We start from the raw sequence: 16,436 nt of genomic DNA on the forward strand, positions 1-16,436 counted from the left end.
AATGTCCGGTATTCGGCGAGCAAAAGCTGTTATGACTGTCTCACCGCGACCAAGAGTTGTAGGCCGTTAGCGGCAGGTGTCAGACAGTTCGAGGGATATACCACTCTGCCGCGATCTGATGCTGGACCATGACAATAAGTTAAAGATTTTCGTCAAATAGATCAGAAATATCGCATTTAAAGTATCGTTGAATGATGTCTGCCAATTCATTTCTGGCATCGTCTTCATGCCGCGCGAAGCGATGGTATAAAGGCTCCACAATGCCCACGAAAATGTTTAACAACTCCGGATCAAAATGCTTGCCAGCCTCTCGCTGGAGGTGATCTATCGAATCTTCGTAGCTCAATGCCATTTTGTAGGGACGCACCGACGTCAAGGCGTCGAAGACATCAACGATGGCGAAAATACGTGCCGCCAGCGGAATTTCCTGTGTTTTCAGACCTGAATAGTAACCGCTGCCGTCGAATCTTTCATGATGGTTACCGACGACATCGCCGGCATCGCGTAACCATTGGCAATGATTGATGATGTCCAGTCCATGCAAAACGTGGGTTTTCATGACTTCGAATTCGCCGGCATCCAGCTTTCCGGGTTTCAGCAATATATGATCCCGGATGGCAATTTTGCCAATGTCATGCAAAAAAGCGCCCTTAATTAGCGTGCGAATACGGCCGGCGTTCAATCCAGCCGCCTCGGCTAGCCTGACGGCATAAATAGTCACCCTAAAATTATGCGCGTCGGTCTCGCTATCGCGTTTGGCAATCGCACTGCCAAAAGCTTGTAAGGTTTCCAGATTCGCATCCAGCAGATGTATCGATAATCGTCCAAGGTGATCGAATAAGCGGCGCACCACCGGATAATGCAAAGAGGTCACCAGCATCACCAGCAATACCGAAACGGCAACCGAATGGATAATATCGCGCCATAATTCCGCGATAGCCTGCGGAGCAACCGAATAAAGACCCCTTAATGTCGCCACGATTCGGCCATCGGCATCCATGATGTTCAAGCCAATCGCATACACGGGGTTGCCGTCAGGCCCTATCAATGGCGTCAAGGCAAGCTTGTTTCCGCTAGCGGCGGCTTGTCGATCATGGTTCTGAATCAGAGTTTGTAGCTGGGGATAGTCCAAATCTTCCATGCGCCCAATTTCCAGGCCTTTGGCATTGTGAATCGATAACCAGACAAAATGCCCGAAGGCACTGTTCGTGGAAACTTTCCGCAAATCGTCCACCGCTTGCTGTACCTGCGATTCCCAGGGGCGATGGCTGAGTGCCTCAATATCCTGGATCCGTAGTTTCAGTAATTCGATGGCGAGATGGGTGCGCTCGGCGATGACGGCTTCGAACCGCCCGCGCTCCAGCCAAAATACGCCGCCGCCAACCAGAATGGACACCACGGCCGACAAGGCTATTAGCCGGACTATCAAACTCTTCCGTAAAGAACCAATTCGTGATTTCATCGATACGCCAATTGGTATGCGATTCTAATTTTTTTCATTCAATAATGCTTGATCAGTAATCTGTTTATACAAATGAGCAACTTGGGCATATAACGCTTGATACTCAGGATGCTGGTCTACTAATGGTTTAATTCGTTGGGCATCCCTAATCAAGTCCTCCAAAAACTGCCTATCCCAATGATCTAAATGCTCCCCATTTGCCAGCCTTTCCTGAATGCTTTTGGCTCTTGGTATGATCTCACTGGTAAGTTTTTCCAGCAGCACTATTGCGATGCCCTGGTCGTTTGAAAATTCAGTCATGTTAATTCCTCCTAATTGTTGGATTTACGGCGCTAACGATTTGCAGATGAAATTAGTGTTTACTGAGCAATGAGCGGTCTTCGTCGCAGATGACCAACGTCATGGTGCGTGGCCGAGGCTGCTTTATAAACTCGGAACACTGGCTCCGGAAGCTTAGCTATCACGGCTCAGTCGGAGCAGTTCCTGCCTGGCGCCAAAACTGAAGTCTTTCAGCGGGTCTGCAAGTCCAGAAGCCGCCATTTTGGGTAGTTCTTCTATAGACAGTTTGGGTCGAAAATACTGTTCCACGATACGCTTTATCGTTTGGTCCGCGGCATCAACGACCGAATCCGAAGAAGTAAGTCGGATACGGTTCAGCAGCGCATAGGCATTCATCAGGGTTTCGGGATGCTCCAGCGTGCGATCGAAGGCATCCATCGCCAACTTGGAGCATTCATCAATGAACTCGGTATAGACCAGTTCGCGCCGGCGTATTTCAGCATTGATCGATTCACGCTTGCTCTGGGCTTTTTGAGTAAACCGCGCGGTCGCGATGCTGGAAACTCCACCTACCAAAGACCCGAGAACAGCGGAAAGCCCGCTGATGATAGATTGATCCATTGTTGCTACCTTTTATTGATGGATATGAAAAGTCCGTTGGTTTTTCCGCGCGAACAACACTACTGCTCTTTCGGCAGTGCGCCGCTCATGCCCTGGATTACCGGAATGGCGATGACGAGTGCCAGTAAGCCGAGACTTAGGTCGTAGAAACCCATCCCCTTTGAGAAGGCACCGCAGCAGATCGATACCTTCTCCTACGATATAGTAGTTACGCACCCCCGTTTCATGCGAAGTAAAGCTACTGTCACCATCCCCCGCCCAAAGCTTTATATAAAGCAACATGCCCCGTCGCCCACGCCAAACGGCTTTGCAACAGTTGCTCGCGGGCATTGTGCCAACTGCGGCGGCTATCCAGCACACTTGAGAGATCGGCCTCGCCTTCGGAGTAATAAGCCTCCGCGGTTTCCGCGGCCTTTTTTGCCGACTGCACGGCGCTTTCCAGGGCCAACCGCCGGCTGTGTTCGCCCTGCAGCGTGGACAGCCCGTCTTCGACTTCCCGCAGCGCCGCTAAAACCGATTTTTCATAGGCCATCAGCGCTTCCTGGTGACGGGCTTCTTGAGCATCGATGTTCGCCAGCAGGCGACCGGCCTGGAAAATGGGCAGCGAAACGCGCGGACCGAAGCCGTAGAAACCGCTGGACAGGCTGGTGAAGTTGCTCAAATCCTGGCTCTGAAAGCCGGCCGCACCGGTCAGGGATAATTTGGGGAATAATTCCGCCACCGCCGCACCGATGGATGCGGAAGCCGATGCTACCGTGCGTTCGGCCTGGCGGATGTCGGGCCGCCGCCGCAGCAAATCGGAGGGCATGCCTGGCTGAACGGCAGGCGGGACGGGAATCGCCGCCTGGACTTCTGCCAATTCGCCTTCCAATCCGGCAGGCGGCAATCCGGCCAACAGCGCCAGAGCATGCCGGGTATTCTTGATCTGCGCTGAGATAGGTGCAACGCTGCCCTCGGCCGTTTCCAATTCAGCTTTCGCCCGCTGCACATCCAGTGCCGTCGCCATGCCTTCCTGAAAGCCGGCCTCGGCCAGACGCAAGATCTCACGCTGGTTTTTCAGGTTATCTTCGGCTATAGCCAGCCGGGAATGCAGCGCCGTTAATTCCAGATAGGTCCTAACCACTTCGGCGGCTAGGCTGACTTGTACGTCGAGCTGGCTATCGGCTATCGCCTCGGCGTTGGCTTCAGCCGCTTCCTGTTGACGGCGGATGCCGCCGAATAGGTCCAGTTCCCAGGAGCTGTCGAAACCGGCCTGGAACAGGTTAAACGGCGTGCCGAGAGGACCCAGCGTGGAAAGCAGACCGTTCTTACCTTGGCCTCCTCCTTGTATCGAACCCAGCGCACCCAGTAAGGCATTGGGGCTGATCCGTTGCCGTTGAAAAGCGCTGGAGGCGTTGACGCTGGGCCAGCGTTCCGCGTCGGTCACATCGCGTTGAGCTCTGGCGGCCTGGATGCGGGCTCCTGCCGCCTTGAGATCGAGGTTGCCTTGCAGCGCCCGCTCGACCAGCCGATTCAGCCTGTCGTCGTTGAAGCCCCGCCACCATTGCGCCAGTTCATTAGCGGCAGCGACGGTGGTTGCCGGGGCCGCTTCGGTCCAGCGTTCCGGCATGGCCGGCTGCGGCGGCTGATAATCTGGGCCCACCGCGCAGGCGGTGAGCAAGACGGCAAGACCCAGCAGACTTAGCCGCCGAAAAATAAGTGTGGTCTCATTCCCGCGCGCCGCGCAGGACTCAGAAAAGTGCATAGCCATCTTCATTCCTCCCGTATCCCAAACCAAGCCACATACAAAGCCGGCAGGAATATCAAGGTCAGCACAGTAGCCACCAATAAGCCGCCCATGATCACCACGGCCATCGGTCCCCAAAACACGCTACCGGCCAGGGGGATCATCGCGAGGATTGCCGCGGCGGCGGTCAGCACGATAGGGCGCAAGCGGCGCACGGCGGACTCGATCACTGCATCCCAAGGCCTGACGCCGGCGGCGATGTCATGCTCGATCTGATCGACCAGGATCACCGAATTGCGCATGATCATCCCGGCCAGTGCAATCACGCCCAATGTGGCGACAAAGCCGAAAGGCTGATCGAAGATCAATAGAAAGGCCGCCACGCCTATCAGTCCTAGCGGCGCCGTCAACAGTACCATCGCGGTACGCTTGACGCTCTGCAACTGCATCATCAGCAAGGTCGCCAGGCCGAACAGCATCACCGGCATCACCGCATTGATCGAGGCCTGAGCCTTCTGGCTGCTCTCCACCGCGCCGCCCACTTCTATCCGATAGCCGTCGGGCAGTTTGGCGCGCAGGGCTTGCAACAATGGCTCGATTTGAGCGGTCACTTCCGGCGCTTGAGTGTCGTCGCGGATGTCGCTGCGCACCGTGAAGGTCGGGAAACGGTCGCGGCGCCAGATGATGCCTTCCTCGAAACCGTATTCGGCACGCACCAACTGGCTCAGCGGCACCGACTTGCCGTTTCGGGTCTGGATATTGATCTCCTCGATCAACGACGGGTCGTTGCGCTCGCCGGGTTCGCCGCGGCCCAGCACCTCGATCAATTTGTTGTTTTCCCGGTAATCGGTGATTCCGAATCCCGACAGCTCGGTATTGAGTGCCAGGGAAATGTCCTTGGAACTGACGCCCAATACCCGCGCCTTATCCTGATCCACGTCCAGACGCACCGCCTTGCTGGGCTCGCTCCAATCCATCTGCACGTCCAGTGTATGCGGATTGCCGCGCATGACCTGGGCAACTTCCTCGGCAATGGCGCGGGTTTGTTTGATGTCGCGCCCCGACACCCTAAACTGGACCGGAAAGCCGACCGGCGGCCCGTTTTCCAGCCGGTTGACGCGGGCGCGCAGCAAGGTAAAGTCGTTGTCGAACGCGGCGAGCAAGCGGGCGATCAGTTTTTCCCTCGCCGCCATATCCTTGGTCAGTATCACGATCTGGGCAAAGTTGTCGTGCTCCAATTGTTGATCCAAGGGCAGGTAAAAGCGGGGCGAGCCGGCACCGACGTAACTGACGTAGTTGACGATGTCCGGATCGTCTTTCAGCAAGGCTTCGGCTTTTTGGGTTTCACGCTCCGTGGTCAAGATGGACGATCCCTGGGGCAGCCAAAGATCCACCAGCACTTCGGGACGTGCGGAAAACGGGAAAAACTGCTGTTCGACCCAATGGAACGAAGTCATCGCCAGCACAAATGCCACGGCGGTCGCCGTCAGTACCCAGCGTCGGCGGCGCAGACAGCCGGCCATCAGCCGCCGGAATTTCGGATAAATACTGCGGTTATAGACCTCGGCCTCGTCTTGCACACCGTGACCCGTGAGATCCGGTAATAGCAGATAACCGATATAGGGCGTGAAGATCACGGCGACCAGCCAGGACACCAACAAGGCAATGCCCACCACCGCAAAAATCGTGAAGCAATATTCGCCGGCGGAAGACTTGGCGAAGCCGACCGGCGTGAAGGCCGCCGCCGTCACCAGGGTGCCGGTCAGCATCGGAAAGGCCGTGGAGGTGTAGGCGAAGGTCGCCGCCTTGATCCTGTCCCAGCCCTGTTCCATCTTCACCACCATCATCTCGACCGAAATGATCGCATCGTCCACCAAGAGCCCCAAGGCGATGATCAGCGCGCCCAGCGATATGCGCTGCAAATCGATGCCCAACAACTTCATCACCAAAAAGGTAATAGCCAATACCAAGGGGATGGACAAGGCCACCACCAAGCCGGTGCGCCAGCCCAGGGACAGGAAGCTGACCGCCAGCACGATGACCAGCGCCTCCTCCAGACTCTTCATGAATTCGGCGACGGACTCCCTGACGACGCCCGGCTGATCGGATACCTGATGCACGTCGATGCCGACCGGCAGGTTGGCCGACAATCGGTTGATCTCGGCGGATAGTTGTTCGCCCAAGGCCAGGATGTCGCCGCCCTTGGTCATCGATACCGCTAACCCAATGGCGTCTTCTCCGCTGTAACGGAACTTGGGTGTCATGGGTTCGGCGTAACCGCGATAAACCCGGGCGATGTCGCCCAGCCGGAACTGCCGACCATTGGCTTCGATGCCGATTTCGCGTATCGCCTCGACCGATTTCAAGTCGCCGCTGACGCGCAGGTAGAGCTTATCGCTGGCTGTGTCGATGCTGCCGGCGGGATTCAGGCCGTTCTGCTCGCGCAGGGTCTTGGCGATGATCATCGGGTCTATGCCCAGCGTTGCCAATTTACGGTGAGAAGCCTCGATATAGACCTTCTCTTGCTGGACGCCGATCAAATCGACCTTGGCGACACTGGGAATTCTCAGCAGCTCCTGGCGCACGTCGTCCACGGCGTCCTTTAGTTCGGCATGAGTAAAGCCGTCGGCAGTGAAAGCGTAAATCGTGCCGTAGGTGTCGCCGAACTCGTCGTTGAAAAACGGCCCGCGCACGCCCTCTGGCAGCGTATGGGCGATGTCTTTCAGTTTCTTCCTCACCTGATACCAGGCATCGGGCACTTGTGCATTGGGGGCATATTCCTTGAGGTTGACGAAGATGAAGCAGCGGCCGGACTCGGAGTAACTCTTCACGTAATCCAGCCAGGGCGTCTCCTGCAATTTCTTTTCCAGGCGATCGGTCACCTGTTGTTCCATTTCCCGCGCCGTCGCCCCCGGCCATTCGGCGCTGACAACCATGGTCCTGATGGTGAAATCCGGATCTTCGGCTCGTCCCAGTGTGAAATAAGCCAACGTTCCTGCCAAGGAGACGGCGACCAACAAATAGGCGATGAAAGACTGATGGCGCAAGGCCCAGTCGGACAGATTCAATGACTTCATGGGCTAACTCCCAACAGGCGTACCTTCTGTCCCGCAACCAACTTGTGCACGCCGGCGGTGACGATGGTTTCGCCCTCGTTCACCCCTTCGTTCAATTTGGCATTCTCATTGTCATATCCTGCCACCGTGACGGCGCGAGGGTTAACGGTTTTGGTCACGGGATCGAACACCCATACCGCCGTTTTTTCGTTATCTTGGGTCAGCGCCGTCAACGGCAGACTAACCGCGGGCCGTGCCTCGTCCTTTTGTACATGCACGGTAGCGGTCATGCCCAAGCTGACGCTAGCGTCGGCGTCCGCGAGCGATACCTTGGCAGTATAGGTCCGCAGTACCTCATCCACGCCCGGCGAGACCTCCCGGAGCCGGCCCTGGTAGAAATGTTCAGGCTGCGCCCACAGATTGACCTTGATAGAAGTGGCGGTACGTAAGTCCTGTAAGCGGTTTTCCGGCACGCTGATCACGACTTCCTTTTCGTCGGTTTGCGCCAGACGAACGATGGCCTGACCGGCGGCGATGATTTGTCCCGGCTCGGCATCGACGGCGGTGATGACGCCGGCACGGTCGGCCCGCAGTTCCGCGTAGGCGGATTTGCGGGCATAACTTCCCAGCGAGGCGTGCAAGGCGGCGACACGGGCTTCGGCGCTGCGAACCTGGTCGCGGCGCCGCTCCAACGCGGCCGGACTGGCCAGATCTTTTTCCTGCAGATTGGCGAGATGGCCAAGATCTTTGCGGGCCTGATCCAGCTCGGCCTGCGCCGCCGCCAGTTGCGCCTCGGCCCCGGCTTCGTCCAAACGCACGTCGGCTTGGTCCAAGGTCGCCAATAATTGGCCACGTTCGACGGTAGCTCCCACGTCCACCAGACGTTTGACGAGTTTGCCGCCAACCTGGAAAGCCAAGGGACTCTCGTGTCTAGCCCTGATTTCGCCGGAATAACGAGCGGTGGTCGCCGTTTGCCGGTATTGCGCCTCGACCACTCGAACCGGTCGGGGCGGGGGGTCGGCCGTTTTGGATTCTGAACAGGCCGTCAGAAAAATTGCGCTTAAGGCTGCCATAGCAATGAGTTTGGCATGCCAATCTTGCGATAGATGCGTCGCTTGGGTGCAGAAGGTTCGGCTACAAATGAAACTGTTGCCGAACCTAGCGTAACCCGAGAACATCAAAACCTTGTGATTCATCGTTGCACTCCTCTGATCATCGCGTTAATGGTCATTTTGGCGGTATCTTCGACACTACGCCACTCTATCCAGGGGTCGCCGTAGAGGTTGATATGAATGGCGACGACTCCGTGCGTGCCAGCCCAGAAAGCTTGTGCCAACAAATGGGGATCGGTGAATTCGGAAGCCAGCAATTGCTTTGCGATGGCATCTTCAAACGTATTCAACAGCAGCAGGTAAGCGTCGGTCTCCGGATTGCCGTGCCCCATTTCAGCCAGTTGTTCCACTTCATGCAGCCGGTTGCTCATAAACATCAGCCGAAAGTGATTGGGATACTCGATGCCGAATGTCACGTAAGCCATCCCGGTCTTACGCAGCCGTTCCAGCGGCTCAGGCTCGTCGGCAGCGTTTTGGATCGCCTGCATCAACGACAACATATCCAACCGGCACAGTTCCCGAATCAAAGCATCCTTGTCCTTGAAATGGAGATAAATAGTGGTGGGGGAATATTCAATTTCCTCGGCAACGCGGCGCATCGTTACTGCGTCGTAACCTTCGCTAGCAAATAACCAGCGCGCCGCATCGAGAATTTTGTTGCGGACTTTCAGGCGATCCCGCTCACGCCGTTCGGATATGCTCATAAACACCATTTATTTACTTAACGGCGTTATCTTAGTAACCGTTGTTATTATTTGTCAAGTAAACAATTTCAAGGGAGCTTAGTAGCGTTGAGAAACTGGCATTTGATTACATCAATGCCATATACGGGTTAGAGGGAGCTTTGTAGAAAAAGGAATACACCGAATGTCCGCAATATTAGGAGCTTCTACCAGTCACCGATGCGTTTTTGACGAAGTGAATGAATGTCTCCAAGCTGAAATCGCGTCAGCTATTTCCTCAGTGGCTGGAAACATCTGGAGAATGAGGAGCCCAAGCCTACGCTGCGGTTGGCAAACCAAGCGAGGCGCATATAAATGTAGGAAGTATCTGCAGAGGGCAAGCCCTGAGGGGGGAAGCCGTTGGCTCCGAGCGCTGGTTGCGGAAACCGCCTGATCGCTAATGTGGAAGCGGTTAAGGGCGCGGTCTTGTCACTCCGATTCGATCCAATCCGTTAAAGAAAATAAGCCCCCATTAACGGTTAAGTCCATTCGATAACGGTCAATTTCACATACCCCACTGGCGCCTAGCCTGCTTAGCCAACTAAACATTACTGAGTTATCGGCAAGAACGAAACCTCTTAATATCTCTATGCCTTTTTTACTGGCTATCCGATCGAGCATTGCAAGTAGAACAGTTCCGAGCCCCCGATGTTGATAACTATCGATGACTACCAGAGCAAATTCAGCTATCGTGGGCTGATCCTGAATACGGATAAACCGAGCAATCCCAACGCCCTGATGTTCAGGCTCATTATGTGCGTGTGCAATCCACGCAACATGATCGTGTTGATCGATTTCTGTAAAATTTTGCAATTGGGCATCGGTTAGTTTCATGATGGGAGAAAAGAAACGGAAGTAGCGCGATTTCAAGGATAAAGCCAACATGCCTTGTTGTATAGTTTCTTTGTCGTCAGGCCGGACAGGCCTAAAATCGACCAACTCACCATCCCGCATTGGCAGGGTAAATTCTTTGAAGTTGTCGATACTGCTAAGATACTGGTCATTCATTTTACGATCTGGATGGAAATTATCTTTAACAGCAACACTATAAAGGACGCCTAACCGGTTCGGTCAATCGTCGATCAACCTTATGTGCTTCAAGCCCTCGGCAAAACCATTATCCGGCATGAGCAAAGCTTGCTTAGCACTGTGCGGGCACTAGGCGAAAAAAACCCGATTAGTTACCGTCGAGGACGTTGACAACTGAGCCGGTGCAAGTCAGGCCCGATCAGCCCCGTTCCAAAGGGTTAGTCACGGTAGTATGACAATAATCTCCTAAAACCACTGTTTGGAGACTGTCATGAACCCAGTAAATCAAAACGCGCAACATGATCCTTGGAACAAAGGCAAGTTGATTGGCCAGAAGTCACCACTAAAATTAAAGGAAATTTGGGCCATACGTATTCGTTTGCAGATGGCCAAAAATACCCGCGAACTGGCGCTCTTCAACCTCGCTATTGATAGCAAGCTTCGGGGATGCGATTTGGTCAAGCTTAAAGTTTGCGACGTTGCCCAAGGTGGCCGGGTATCATCACGCGCAATGATAATGCAGCAGAAAACGCATCGACCAGTTCAATTTGAGATAACGGAACAAACCAGAGACTCTTTGGCCAATTGGATTAGTCAGGCGCAACTAAAATCCGATCAGTACCTTTTTCCAAGTCGAATTCATCATTCGCCACACCTTTCGACGCGGCAATATGCTCGAATAGTTGAACATTGGGTGACATCTATTGGTCTTGATCCCGCTGCTTATGGCACACATACCATGCGACGGACAAAAGCGACCTTAATTTACCGTCGGACAAAAAACTTGCGTGCCGTCCAGCTATTGCTAGGTCATACTAAGCTCGAAAGCACGGTGAGGTATCTAGGCATCGAAGTTGACGACGCCCTAGAAATATCGGAGCAGACTGAAATTTAGCGGCTTGACTCAAAGTGGCGGCTACTCAAAATGTAGCCGCCGTTTTTATATCGATCCATCGAGTCTGGGGGCGGCGGATTCGATGGCTGCTTTGTAGACCTCCAGTTCGCAGAATCTGGATTCGACTGACTGACCGGTTTGGAGAAACGCGACAGGCAGCAAAGGGTCGGTTTGGCTCAGTGACGAACGGCGGCTTTCGGGTATCAGAATTCAATGACGGCTTTCGGGCGATAAACTTTAAGAGACGACAGTCAAATGGCGACCCTTTTCTGACCCTCGTGCAATGGCTGGGAATGACAGATAACCATCAAGGAGCTGACATCCGATAATGCCGTCAAAAGTTTTTCAAAAAAACTATATAGGCTTGTAATTAAGCCTGCCAAGTCAGCAGAAAATGCCATTTTCTGCTCACAATAATACAAAAACAGGTGCTTCGATTCTCATATGATATGCAAATGAGAATGCATTTTTCGTCGAATACTGGCATTTATTATTCGTGGCTTTATGTTACGTGCAATAAAATCCAGCATTAGCGTTAATGTCGTTAGGCTAACAGACCAATTATCAGGCCATCGAACCGATAGTTTTGCGAAAGCGGGTCAAAGCCAGGATGAAAAAAATACTGCCAATAGCAATCAAGGAAAGTAGTTGCGGCCAGATGATACTGATGCCAGCACCTCGGTACAGGATGGCTTGGGAAAGCGAAACGAAATGGGTGGTCGGCGCCACTAGCATAATATTCTGCACAAATTCCGGCATGCTTTCACGTGGAGTAAGTCCGCCGGACAGCATTTCGAGCGGCAGCAGGATAATCAACAATAATAAACCGAGCTGCGGCATCGACCGAGCCACAGTACCGAGAAAAATACCCAGTGATGTGGTGGTGAACAGGAAGAGCGTCATACTGGCCACAAAAAGTAACATCGAACCTTGTAGCGGTACTTCGAGCAAACCTTGCACGATAACAATCATAGACACTGTCCCTGCTATTACCACGATTAGCCCCATAGACCATACTTTCGCCAGCATGATTTCCAACGGGGTTAGCGGCATGACCAACAAGTGCTCGATGGTGCCATGCTCGCGTTCTCGGATCAATGCCGCACCCGTAAGGGCAAGCGAAAGTGTGATGATGCTGTTGACCAGTTCTATCACTGAGCCAAACCAGACCGAGTTTAGGTTCGGATTGAATAAGGTCCGTATTTCCAGTTCGACAGGCAAAGTTACAGGTGAGCGATGGCCTTGGCCGAATGTCGACACTTCGCCATTGACGATGTTTTGCACATAATTGTTGCCGATAAAGGCTTGTGAGATGCGGGTGGCATCGACATTGAGCTGTATCGTCGGTCGCCGTCCGGCCAACACGTCGCGTTGAAAATCGGGCGGAATATCTAATACAAAGGTGTAAAGTCCTGCATCCATACCGGGATCGGCAGCATGCTGGTCGATAATTTTTGGTGCCAAAAAATGCGGCGGATAAAAGGCATTGGCAATACGCTCCGATAAAGGCGACTGGTCTTCGTCGACGATGGCAATCGGCGCTTTATTGAGCGATTGCGGCAGGCCATTGGCGATTACATAGATCTGGCCGCTAAACATGAAGCCAATAATGAGCAGCATCAGTGGGTCGCGGCTTAGGCTGCGTATTTCCTTGATACCGAGATGAAATATATTGCGCAAAGAGTACATGCCTACCGCTCCTGTTTATCAAGCAACCAAACGCTCAAACCCACCATCAGCAAAATCGCCAAAACAAGCGGCAACAAATAGATACCCAGGTCGGCGAAGCCCAACGCTTTATTGAAGGTTCCACGGCAGATGGTCAAAAAGTGCGTGCCTGGAAAAATCTCGCCCAACAAACGGGTACCACCCTCCAGCGAAGATACCGGATCAATCATGCCGGCAAAACGGATGGAAGGAATAAATGAGGCAAGAAAGGTGGCAAAGATGGCGGCAACCTGGCTGCGGGTAAAAACCGAGACCAGTAAACCAAAACCGGTGGCGAATGTGACATAGAGGAAAGCAGCCAAGGTCAAGAATAAGAAATCGCCTTTATGCGGTACACCAAAAACCCATACCGACATTGCACACATACAAAAGAAGTTGACCATACCCATGGCGATGTAGGGCAATTGTTTGCCGACCAGAAATTCCAGCTTGGTGACCGGGGTCACGTATAGGTTAAGGATGGAGCCAAGCTCCTTTTCGCGCACCACACTCAATGCACTGAGCATGGCGGGTATCATCATCAGCAGCAGCGGGATGACAGACGGCACCATGGCTGGCAGGCTCTTGACGTCGGGATTGTATCGAAAGCGGGTTTCAATATTGATCAACCCTGTCGGAATCGAATTGGTAGCATGACGACGCACCTGTTCCAATAACCAAGTCTGGTGCATACCTTGCACATAACCGACGATATTTTCAGCGCGCGTCGGCATCGCGCCGTCGATCCAAGCACCGATTTTGACCTTGTCGCCGCGTTGCAGATCGCGTGCAAAGTTGGGCGGTATCTCCAATGCCAGACTCAGTTCGCCGCTACGCATGCGGCGATCAATTTCTTGGTAATCGGCAATGGGGGGTTGGGCGATGAAGTAGCGCGAACCACCCAGGTCGAGCGTATAATTATTGCTAAGCGTGGTTTGATCGCGATCCAGCACAGCAAAGCGAAGATTTTCGACATCCATCGTGATGCCATAACCGAAAGTCAACATCAAAAACAAGGTGCCGAACAAGGATATCGAGGCACGGATCGGATCACGGCGCAGTTCGATGGTTTCACGGATGCAGATACTGATCAGACGTAACAGGCTGAAACCAGCCTCAGTTTGGGCGGCAGGATTGTGGGCATCATTTTCCAGTTGCACTTTGGCGTTTGCGTCTAGCTTAGGAGTTTCGTTAACGAGCTGGTCGTCTGCACCACCGGCTTGTTTCAGATAAGCAATAAAGGTCTGCTCCAGCGTGGCATGGCCGCTGTTTTGAACCAGCTTGGCTGGAGCGTCGCTGGCCAGCACTTTACCGGCGTGCATCAGTGAGATGCGATCACAGCGTTCAGCTTCGTTCATGAAATGGGTGGAAATAAACACGGTCACTTGATCGCGGCGGGCGAGATCGATGATCAGCTCCCAGAACCGGTCCCGTGCCACCGGGTCGACCCCCGAAGTGGGCTCGTCCAGTATCAATAAATCCGGCCGGTGGATAACGGCTACCGCGAGCGACAGACGTTGGCGCATCCCCAGCGGCAATGCGTCGGGCAAACTGTCCATGGCGGTTTCAAGCATAAAACGCTGTGCCATTTCAGCGATACGAGGCGCGATTTCAGCTTCGGGCAAGTGGAACAGTTTTGCATGCAGTTCCAGGTTTTGTCGTACGGTCAGTTCGGAATACAACGAAAACGCTTGCGACATATAGCCCACACGCTTGCGTGTTTCCAGGTTTCCGGCATCAAGAACCTTACCGAACAGCAGTGCTGTTCCTTCGGTTGGTTGCAGCAAGCCGGTGAGCATTTTCATGGTGGTCGATTTGCCGCAGCCGTTGGAACCCAAAAACCCGAATATTTCGCCCCGTTCAATCCGTAAGCTGACCTTATCGACGGCCATAAAATCAGCAAAGCGCATGGTAAGCCCTTTCGCCTCGATGGCAACCTCCGTTGCGCCGGTGCCGAGGTTACGGGGTGGAATGATTATTTCCTGATGGCCTTGGCGTTTTGATTCCGGTAATAAACGAATAAAGGCGGTTTCCAAATCTTTGGCATCGGTCTGCGTACGCAATTCGGACGCGGTGCCGGTAGCCAGTACTTTGCCAGCATCCATTGCCACCAGCCAATCGAAGCGCTCCGCCTCGTCCATATAGGCCGTTGAGACTAAAACACTCATGCCAGCGCGGTGTGTCCGTATGCGTTCAATCAAATCCCAGAATTGTGCACGTGACAGTGGATCGACGCCCGTGGTGGGTTCATCCAACACCAACAGGTCAGGATCGTGGATCAGCGCACAGCATAGGGCGAGTTTCTGTTTCATGCCGCCCGACAATTTTCCGGCTGGTCGCTCTTTGAAAGGAGCTAAACCGGTGCTATGCAGCAGTTCGTCGATGCGTTGCAGTCGCTCGGTTTTCTGGTGCCCAAATAAACGACCGAAAAAATCAATATTCTCAAATACCGACAAAGTCAGATAAAGATTCTTGCCCAATCCTTGCGGCATATAGGCAATGCGCGGACAGACTCTCAGGCGGTGGTTGGCATCGGCAATGTCTCCGCCCAGTGTTTCGATTTTGCCGGTTTGTAGTTTGCGGGCACCGGTCAGCAATGACATCAGGCTGGATTTGCCAACACCGTCCGGGCCGATCAGTCCAACCATGCGGTTGGCGGGAATTTCCAGGTTCAGGCCATCCAATGCCAGCGTGTCGCCATAACGTAAACTGGCGCCACTTACTCGAACCACCGGAGTGGATAACGCCTCCAGGGTCATTTAGGCAACTTGATTTCGAGATGGGTTGGCCATGCTGCGTTTGGATCGATTTTCACATAAGCCATGCCCGGCACGCCGGTCTTTACCTGATCGATATGTTGTTTCAGCAAATGGGGATCGATTCTGGCTCGCACACGAAACATCAGTTTGAGACGCTCACTCTCAGTTTCCACGGTTTTGGGCGTGAATTGGGCAACACTGGCGACGAAGCTGGCCTTGGCCGGAATCACATAGTTCGGCAATGCATCGAAAATTAATCGGATATCACTGCCGAAGCCAACCTTGCCGGCAGCTTCGGTGGGCAGAAAAAAGGTCATATAGACATCGGTGAGATCGACTAGGTTTAACACACGGCCTCCCGCACCCAGCACTTCGCCCGGTTCGGCAACACGGTATTGTACGCGGCCATCGAGCGGGGCTTTTAGCTCACTATCGTTGATGTCGGCCTGTAAGCGGGCTACCGTCGCTTTTGCCGCTTCGATCATTGACTGGGATTGTACGACTTGCGATTTCGATGCTTCGATAGCAGCACTGGCGGCGGCAACTTGGGCTAATGCCGCACTCTGCGCCGCCCGTAATCCCAGAACGCGAGCACGATCATCGTCGACCTCCTGCCTTGGCGTTGCCCCTTCGCCGACTAATCGTTGCGAACGCTTCAGGCGCTTACTCGCTGCCTCGAGTTCGGCCTGGCGTTGGGCGACAACCGCTTTGGTTGCATTTTGTTCGCTTTCGCGCTGAAGGACGATAGCTTGTGCCGTGACATGGGCGTTCTCTGCTTGCCGCACCTGGGCTTCAGCTTCGGCTTTTTGGGCGTTCAAGACTTGTGTGTCCATACGCGCAAGCGTTTCTCCTGCATGGACGAAATCGCCTTCATGAACCATTATTTCCAAAATACGGCCGGGGGCTTTGGTTGCTATATCGATTTCAGTCGCTTCGATACGGCCATTGCCCGAAGCAATGCCGGGTGGTAATTTGGCCGGTCTTAACATCCACCACATAGCGATTGATATGGCGATTGCGGTGCTTACGAGGATAACAATCAGTTGTGATCTATTGGGTTTTATCATG

Annotated in this window: 13 protein-coding genes; 2 read left to right on the forward strand and 11 right to left on the reverse strand. The window is 53.7% G+C overall.

Annotated elements, in window-relative coordinates:
- Positions 1-139: 139 nt before the first annotated feature.
- From ACQE3D_RS18645 to ACQE3D_RS18680, 8 genes are all read right to left on the reverse strand, one after another.
- The gene (locus ACQE3D_RS18645; RefSeq protein ID WP_427551173.1) at positions 140-1,462 is read right to left on the reverse strand and encodes an HD-GYP domain-containing protein; all 1,323 of its coding nucleotides are present in this window, start codon (positions 1,460-1,462) and stop codon (positions 140-142) included.
- Positions 1,463-1,486: 24 nt separating this feature from the next.
- Positions 1,487-1,762, reverse strand: a complete 276-nt coding sequence (locus tag ACQE3D_RS18650; protein ID WP_427551174.1) for a hypothetical protein — start codon at positions 1,760-1,762, stop codon at positions 1,487-1,489.
- Positions 1,763-1,915: 153 nt separating this feature from the next.
- Positions 1,916-2,362 carry a hypothetical protein gene (locus tag ACQE3D_RS18655; protein ID WP_256610831.1) on the reverse strand — a complete coding sequence of 149 codons (447 nt, stop codon included), beginning with the start codon at positions 2,360-2,362 and terminating at the stop codon, positions 1,916-1,918.
- Positions 2,363-2,606: 244 nt separating this feature from the next.
- On the reverse strand, positions 2,607-4,112 hold the full coding sequence (locus ACQE3D_RS18660; RefSeq protein WP_427551176.1) for an efflux transporter outer membrane subunit: 1,506 nt from the start codon (positions 4,110-4,112) through the stop codon (positions 2,607-2,609).
- 2 nt (positions 4,113-4,114) lie between these two features.
- A complete protein-coding gene (locus ACQE3D_RS18665) occupies positions 4,115-7,165 on the reverse strand; it encodes an efflux RND transporter permease subunit (RefSeq protein ID WP_427551178.1) in 3,051 nt (1,016 codons plus the stop codon).
- Positions 7,162-8,340 carry an efflux RND transporter periplasmic adaptor subunit gene (locus tag ACQE3D_RS18670; protein WP_427551179.1) on the reverse strand — a complete coding sequence of 393 codons (1,179 nt, stop codon included), beginning with the start codon at positions 8,338-8,340 and terminating at the stop codon, positions 7,162-7,164. The genes ACQE3D_RS18665 and ACQE3D_RS18670 overlap by 4 nt, the downstream gene beginning before the upstream one ends.
- Positions 8,337-8,960: a TetR/AcrR family transcriptional regulator gene (locus tag ACQE3D_RS18675; protein ID WP_427551181.1), complete on the reverse strand. Its 624-nt coding sequence runs from the start codon at positions 8,958-8,960 to the stop codon at positions 8,337-8,339. Before ACQE3D_RS18675 ends, ACQE3D_RS18670 begins: the two co-directional genes overlap by 4 nt.
- Positions 8,961-9,407: 447 nt before the next feature.
- Positions 9,408-9,986, reverse strand: a complete 579-nt coding sequence (locus ACQE3D_RS18680; protein ID WP_427551183.1) for an N-acetyltransferase family protein — start codon at positions 9,984-9,986, stop codon at positions 9,408-9,410.
- Positions 9,987-10,052: 66 nt separating this feature from the next.
- On the opposite strand from ACQE3D_RS18680, the gene ACQE3D_RS18685 reads away from it, so the two are divergent.
- Positions 10,053-10,178, forward strand: a complete 126-nt coding sequence (locus ACQE3D_RS18685) for a KfrB domain-containing protein (RefSeq protein WP_427551773.1) — start codon at positions 10,053-10,055, stop codon at positions 10,176-10,178.
- 100 nt (positions 10,179-10,278) lie between these two features.
- Positions 10,279-10,902: a tyrosine-type recombinase/integrase gene (locus ACQE3D_RS18690; RefSeq protein ID WP_427551185.1), complete on the forward strand. Its 624-nt coding sequence runs from the start codon at positions 10,279-10,281 to the stop codon at positions 10,900-10,902.
- 564 nt (positions 10,903-11,466) lie between these two features.
- Here the strand turns inward: ACQE3D_RS18690 and ACQE3D_RS18695 are convergent.
- Genes ACQE3D_RS18695 through ACQE3D_RS18705 form a run of 3 tightly spaced genes read right to left on the reverse strand, consistent with a single transcriptional unit; the run spans position 11,467 to position 16,435 of the window.
- Complete coding sequence (locus ACQE3D_RS18695; protein WP_427551187.1) at positions 11,467-12,591, reverse strand: ABC transporter permease; 1,125 nt, start codon at positions 12,589-12,591, stop codon at positions 11,467-11,469.
- Positions 12,592-12,593: 2 nt separating this feature from the next.
- Positions 12,594-15,368: a ribosome-associated ATPase/putative transporter RbbA gene (gene rbbA, locus ACQE3D_RS18700; RefSeq protein ID WP_427551189.1), complete on the reverse strand. Its 2,775-nt coding sequence runs from the start codon at positions 15,366-15,368 to the stop codon at positions 12,594-12,596.
- Positions 15,365-16,435, reverse strand: coding sequence for an HlyD family secretion protein (locus ACQE3D_RS18705; RefSeq protein WP_427551191.1), 1,071 nt, complete (start codon positions 16,433-16,435; stop codon positions 15,365-15,367). The genes rbbA and ACQE3D_RS18705 overlap by 4 nt, the downstream gene beginning before the upstream one ends.
- Between the last annotated feature and the right edge of the window lies 1 nt (position 16,436).

The sequence above is a fragment of the Methylomonas sp. MS20 genome (assembly GCF_050275925.1).
Classification (GTDB): Bacteria; Pseudomonadota; Gammaproteobacteria; order Methylococcales; family Methylomonadaceae; genus Methylomonas; species Methylomonas koyamae_A.